The sequence below is a fragment of the Thioalkalivibrio denitrificans genome, from assembly GCF_002000365.1.
Lineage (GTDB): Bacteria > Pseudomonadota > Gammaproteobacteria > Ectothiorhodospirales > Ectothiorhodospiraceae > Thioalkalivibrio_A > Thioalkalivibrio_A denitrificans.
This window is the reverse complement of the sequence record NZ_MVBK01000116.1, coordinates 1-5,381: the sequence shown is the minus strand read 5'-3', so window position 1 is coordinate 5,381 and position 5,381 is coordinate 1. Positions and strand designations below refer to the sequence as shown.

Annotated in this window: 4 protein-coding genes; 3 read left to right on the top strand and 1 reads right to left on the bottom strand. The window is 63.7% G+C overall.

The annotated features are described in order from the left end of the window. Positions 1-432 precede the first annotated feature (432 nt). Positions 433-1,014: a superoxide dismutase gene (locus B1C78_RS15675; protein WP_077280109.1), complete on the bottom strand. Its 582-nt coding sequence runs from the start codon at positions 1,012-1,014 to the stop codon at positions 433-435. 164 nt (positions 1,015-1,178) lie between these two features. Here B1C78_RS15675 and B1C78_RS15670 point away from each other — a divergent pair, with 164 nt between their 5' ends. From B1C78_RS15670 to grxD, 3 genes are all read left to right on the top strand, one after another. Then, positions 1,179-2,729, top strand: a complete 1,551-nt coding sequence (locus B1C78_RS15670; RefSeq protein WP_077280108.1) for a hydantoinase B/oxoprolinase family protein — start codon at positions 1,179-1,181, stop codon at positions 2,727-2,729. 134 nt (positions 2,730-2,863) lie between these two features. Further along, positions 2,864-4,645, top strand: coding sequence for an N-acetylglutaminylglutamine amidotransferase (locus B1C78_RS15665; protein WP_077280107.1), 1,782 nt, complete (start codon positions 2,864-2,866; stop codon positions 4,643-4,645). 271 nt (positions 4,646-4,916) lie between these two features. Continuing rightward, positions 4,917-5,243 carry a Grx4 family monothiol glutaredoxin gene (gene grxD / locus B1C78_RS15660; protein WP_077280106.1) on the top strand — a complete coding sequence of 109 codons (327 nt, stop codon included), beginning with the start codon at positions 4,917-4,919 and terminating at the stop codon, positions 5,241-5,243. Positions 5,244-5,381 lie beyond the last annotated feature (138 nt).

Genomic DNA, 5,381 nt, shown 5'->3' with positions numbered 1-5,381 from the left:
GCAAAGCCGCGAAGCCCGCCAAGAAAACCGATTCATGGGGCGGGCCGCGCCCGCCATGCGGACACCGTTTACGGTGGTGCGGCGCCCATAGAAGGGCGCCCAATGATCAAAAGCCCTTCTTTGCGGGCTTCGCGGCTTTGCGAGAGTAATGCTTTTCTTCCGTGTCCTTCGTGCCCTTCGTGAGCTTCGTGGTTAAAAAACGCGTTCCCCCACCCCGAGGGCACAAAAAAACCGGGCAGGTGAACCCTGCCCGGTTTCGGTGTCAACGCAGCGCGTTCAGCCGTAGGCCGGACAAAGCGCGAGCGATGTCCGGCATAAATGCCCGATACCGCTTGCGCTTTATCGGGCCTACGGGGTTGCCGTGTGTATCCAAGGTACGAGGTACAAGGGGTTTTCCCCCTTGTACCTTTGCCCTTGTATCTTGTATCTGCCTTATCCGTAGTTCTTGGCGACGAAGTCCCAGTTGACCACGTTCCAGAACGCCTCCAGGTACTTCGGGCGGGCGTTGCGGTAGTCGATGTAGTAGGCGTGTTCCCAGACATCGGCGGTCATCAGCGGCACCTGGTCGCCGGTGAGCGGCGTGGCGGCGTTGCTGGTGTTGACGATCTCCACGCTGCCGTCGGCGTTCTTCACCAGCCAGGTCCAGCCGGAACCGAAGTTGCCGGCGCCGGAGGCGTTGAACTTTTCCTTGAAGTCGGCAAAGGAACCGAAGGCCTTGTTGATGGCATCGGCCAGCGCGCCGCCGGGCTCGCCGCCACCATTGGGGCCCATGCAGTTGAAGTAGAAAGTGTGGTTCCACACCTGCGCGGCGTTGTTGAAGATGCCGCCGGCGGGCGCCTTCCTGACTATCTCTTCCAGGGACAGGTTCTCGAACTCGGTGCCCGCGATCAGCTTGTTCAGGTTCGTCACGTAAGTGGCGTGATGCTTGTCGTGATGGAACTCCAGGGTCTCCGCGGAGATGTGCGGGGCCAGGGCGTCTTTGGCATAGGGGAGGGGAGGCAGTTCATGTGCCATGGGAGTTCTCCTTCTCTGATTTTGGGTGCTTGATTGGAAAAACCGCTGTCCGCAGGGGCAACGGCGCAGGACATTCCGGAAAAGACGCCTAAGATAGGACAGCGCATCCGCCTAATGCAATAATCCACTCCCGGCGTCATGAATTGCGGTTGTTCCCGAAATCAATGAAATCCCTGGATCCGGTTGAACTCAGCCTTTTTGCAAGCCGCGTGGATTCCGTCTGCGGCGAGATGGGCGTGCAGCTGGCGCGTTCGGCATTCTCACCCAATATCCGTGACCGGCTGGATTTCTCCTGCGCCCTGTTCGATGCCGACGGGCGCCTGTGTGCGCAGGCTGCCCATATTCCCGTGCACCTGGGCAGCATGGCGTACGCCATGGCCGACATCGTGGCGGGTATCCGCTGGGCCCCGGGCGATATGGTGATGCTCAACGATCCGTTCCTGGGCGGCACGCACCTGCCGGACGTGACCGTGGTGGCGCCTCTGTTCGCGGACGACCGGCTGGTGGCCTTCGTGGCCAATCGGGCCCACCACGCGGATATCGGCGGGGAATCCCCGGGATCCATGCCGTTGTCCCGCAGCCTGCATGACGAGGGAATTCTGATACCGCCGGGACACATCGTCCGTTGCGGCGAGCTCGATCGCGCCCGCCTTGACGAGATCACCGGGGCGACCCGCAATCCGCGCGACGCCCGGGGTGATTTTGCCGCCCAGATCGGTGCCAATCGCCGGGGGCTGGATCGGCTGGGGGATCTGGTGAACGCCATGGGTGTGGACACCTGGTTGGCCGCGGTGGCGCAGCTCAACGACTACGGGGCCCGTTTGGCATGGGACGCCCTGGGTGCCATCCCCGACGGCCGTTTCGCGTTCGAGGACTTCATGGATGACGACGGCCTGGGGCACGAGGACATACCGATCCGGGTGAGCATCGAACGACGCTCCGATCACGTGCTCGTGGACTTCTCCGGGACCGCGCGTCAGGTGTCCGGCAACATCAACTGCCCCCTCTCGGTGACGGCCGCCGGCGTGCTCTATGCCATGCGCTGCCTGATGCCTGCTCAGACGCCGGCGTGTGCCGGCACGTTCGAACCGGTGCGGCTGAAGGTGCCTGAAGGCTCGCTGCTCAATGCGGTTCGTCCGGCGGCCGTGGCAGCCGGCAACGTGGAGACCAGCACACGGGTGGTGGACGTGGTGCTCGGGGCGCTCGCCCGGGCGATGCCGGCGCGCATCCCCGCCGCGAGTCACGGCAGCATGAACAACGTGGCCATGGGTACGGCGGGTGTGCGGCCCTGGGGCTATTACGAAACGCTCGGCGGCGGCATGGGCGCCGGCCGCCACGGTGGCGGGCTCTCGGCCGTGCAGACGCACATGACCAACACCCGAAACACGCCCATCGAGGTCCTGGAGTCCCGCTATCCCATTCGTGTGCGTCGCTACGCCGTGCGCCGGGGTTCCGGCGGAGCGGGTGCGCGCCCGGGCGGTGACGGCCTGCTGCGCAGTTACGAGTTCCTTGCCGACGCGCGGTTCACCCTGCTCACCGAACGCCGCCGCCGCGCCCCCTGGGGCCTGGAAGGCGGCCGAGACGGCGCTTCCGGCATCAATCGCCTCAACGACGAGGTGCTGCCCCCCAAGGTCAGCGGGGAGGCCAGGCGGGGCGACGTGCTGACGATTGAGACCCCGGGTGGCGGCGCCTATGGCGCTGTGCGCCAAGGATGAAGGTTGAAGGCGGAAGGATGAATAGCTCTTCCCTTGCATCTTGTATCTTGTAACTTGTATCTGTTCTCCGATCCCCCTGATTCCTCCCCAACCCACCACACCCACAAGATCGAAGAGAAATACCAGAGCAACAAATGTGCGGCATCTGCGGTGAACTGAACTTCAACGACACGCCCCCCGATCCGGGTCCGGTGCGGCGTATGCTCGACCGGTTGGCGCGGCGCGGACCGGACCACGAGGGGATCTGGAGTGACGGGGCGCTGGTGTTCGGTCACCGGCGCCTGTCGATTCTCGATCTCTCGGAGCGCGCCCACCAGCCCATGGTGGATCCGGGTCTCGGGCTCGCCGTGGTATTCAACGGCACCATTTACAACTTCCGTGAACTGCGTGCCGAGCTGGAGTCCCTGGGCCATCGGTTTTTCTCCACCGGAGATTCGGAGGTCATCCTCAAGGCCTACGCCCAGTGGGGCGGGGACTGCGTGCGTCGGTTCAAGGGGATGTTTGCCTTCGCGCTGTGGGATCTTCGCGATCGGCGTCTTTTCCTGGCCCGCGACCGCATGGGCATCAAGCCCCTTTACTACAGCAAGGATGGGTCGCGTCTGCGCTTCGCGTCCAATACCCAGGCCCTGCTGGCGGCGGGAGGCGTCGATACGGCCATTGATCCCGTGGCCCTGCATCATCACTTCACCCTGCACGCCGTGGTGCCGGCGCCGCGCACCCTGTTCCGCGGCATCCGCAAGCTGCCGCCGGCACACACGCTGACCGTCGAGGCCGATGGCAGGTCCCGGCTGGAACGCTACTGGCACCTGGAGGCCGTGCGCCCGGCCGAGGCACGCAGCGAGGCGGAGTGGATCGAGGCCGTGCACGACAGCCTGCGCCTTGCCGTGGAGCGCCGTTTGCAGATCGCCGACGTGCCGGTGGGCGTGCTGCTCTCGGGGGGGCTGGATTCCAGCCTGCTGGTGGCCCTGCTGGCGGAGAGCGGTGCGCGGGGGCTCAAGACCTTCACCGTCGGTTTCGAGGACCAGCCCGAGGAGAAGGGCAGCGAGTTCGAATACTCGGATCCGGTGGCGGCGCGCTATGCCACCGAGCATCACCGCTTTCATGTGCCCAACTCGGATGTGCTCACGCGCCTGCCCGAGGCCGTGGACCACATGGCCGAACCCATGGTGGGCCAGGATGCGGTGGCCTTCTATCTGCTCGCCGAGCAGGTGTCGAGGCACGTGAAGGTGGTGCAATCGGGGCAGGGGGCGGATGAGGTGTTCGGCGGCTATTTCTGGTATCCGCGCATGGCGGCGGAGACCGGGGGCAGCCGCGTGGAGCGCTTCCGCAAGCATTACTTCGACCGCGACCACGACGAGTATGCCCGCATGATCGACCCCGCCCTGGTGGACGGCGATCACACGGCGGCGCTGATCGAAGAGTTGTTGGACGCTCCGGGAGCGGACAGCTTCATCGACGCGGTGCTCAGGCTCGACGTCACGACCCTGATCGTCGACGATCCGGTCAAGCGCGTCGACAACATGACCATGGCCTGGGGCCTGGAGGCCCGGGTGCCGTTCCTGGACCACGAACTGGTGGAACTGGCTGCGGCAATGCCTCCGGAACTGAAGCTGGCCGAGGGCGGCAAGTACGTGCTGCGGCAGATCGCCCGCGGCTGCCTGCCCGATGCGGTCATCGACCGGCCCAAGGGCTACTTCCCCGTGCCGGCGCTCAAGTATGTACGCGGCGAGTTCCTGGACTTCATGCGCGATATCCTCGATTCCCGAGCCTGCCGGGAACGCGGCCTCTACCAGCGCGACTACGTGCAGACCCTGCTGGAGGCCCCCGAGCAGCACCTGACCCGCATACAGGGCAGCAAGCTGTGGCACCTGGCGCTGCTTGAGTTCTGGCTGCAGCGCAACGTGGATGGGACCTGAAAAACCTTTTGCCGCAGAGGCGCAGAGGCGCAGAGAAAACCAGGACAGGATGAACAGGATAAGAGCGGATTGGCAGGATCAGGCCATTAACGGGTTGGCCCTATTCAAGTGCCTTATCCTGTGAATCCTTGAAAATCCTGTTCATCCTGTCCATTCACGCCTCTGCGCCTCTGCGGCAGATTGCCCCACAGCCGGGGCGTTTATTTGGCGGGGATCGGGGTATAGACTATCCGGCCATCAGACAAATCCAGTGTTTTGCGAGGAAACAGACGTGGACGCCCTTGAACGGATCAAGCAGCATGTGGAAAGCCATCCGGTGGTCATCTTCATGAAGGGAACCCCCCAGTTCCCCATGTGTGGCTTCTCCAGCCGTGCGGCCGATGCCCTGAAGCAGTGCGGGCAGGAGTTCGCCTTTGTCAACGTGATCGCCGACCAGGAGATCATGCAGGCGCTGCCCCAGTTCGCAAACTGGCCCACTTTTCCCCAGATTTACATCGATGGCGAACTGGTGGGCGGCTGCGACATCACCCTTGAGCTGGCCCAGAGCGGCGAACTGAAGAAGATGGTGGATGAGGCGATTGAGAAAAGAAAAGGATGAGCGCCCTTCGGGCGAAGGTTGAAGGATGAAGGCTGAAGGTTGAATGAAACCACCCGCTTTGAAAGGATGAAGGTTGAAGGATGAAGGTTGAATGAAACCACCCCTCTTTTGAATGCTGAATGCTGAGTGCTGAGTGCT

Coding starts and splice junctions, on each gene's coding strand:
- B1C78_RS15670 (WP_077280108.1), top strand. CDS start 1,179: ATGAAATCCCTGGATCCGGTTGAACTCAGCCTTTTTGCAAGCCGCGTG.
- B1C78_RS15675 (WP_077280109.1), bottom strand. CDS start 1,014: ATGGCACATGAACTGCCTCCCCTCCCCTATGCCAAAGACGCCCTGGCC.
- B1C78_RS15665 (WP_077280107.1), top strand. CDS start 2,864: ATGTGCGGCATCTGCGGTGAACTGAACTTCAACGACACGCCCCCCGAT.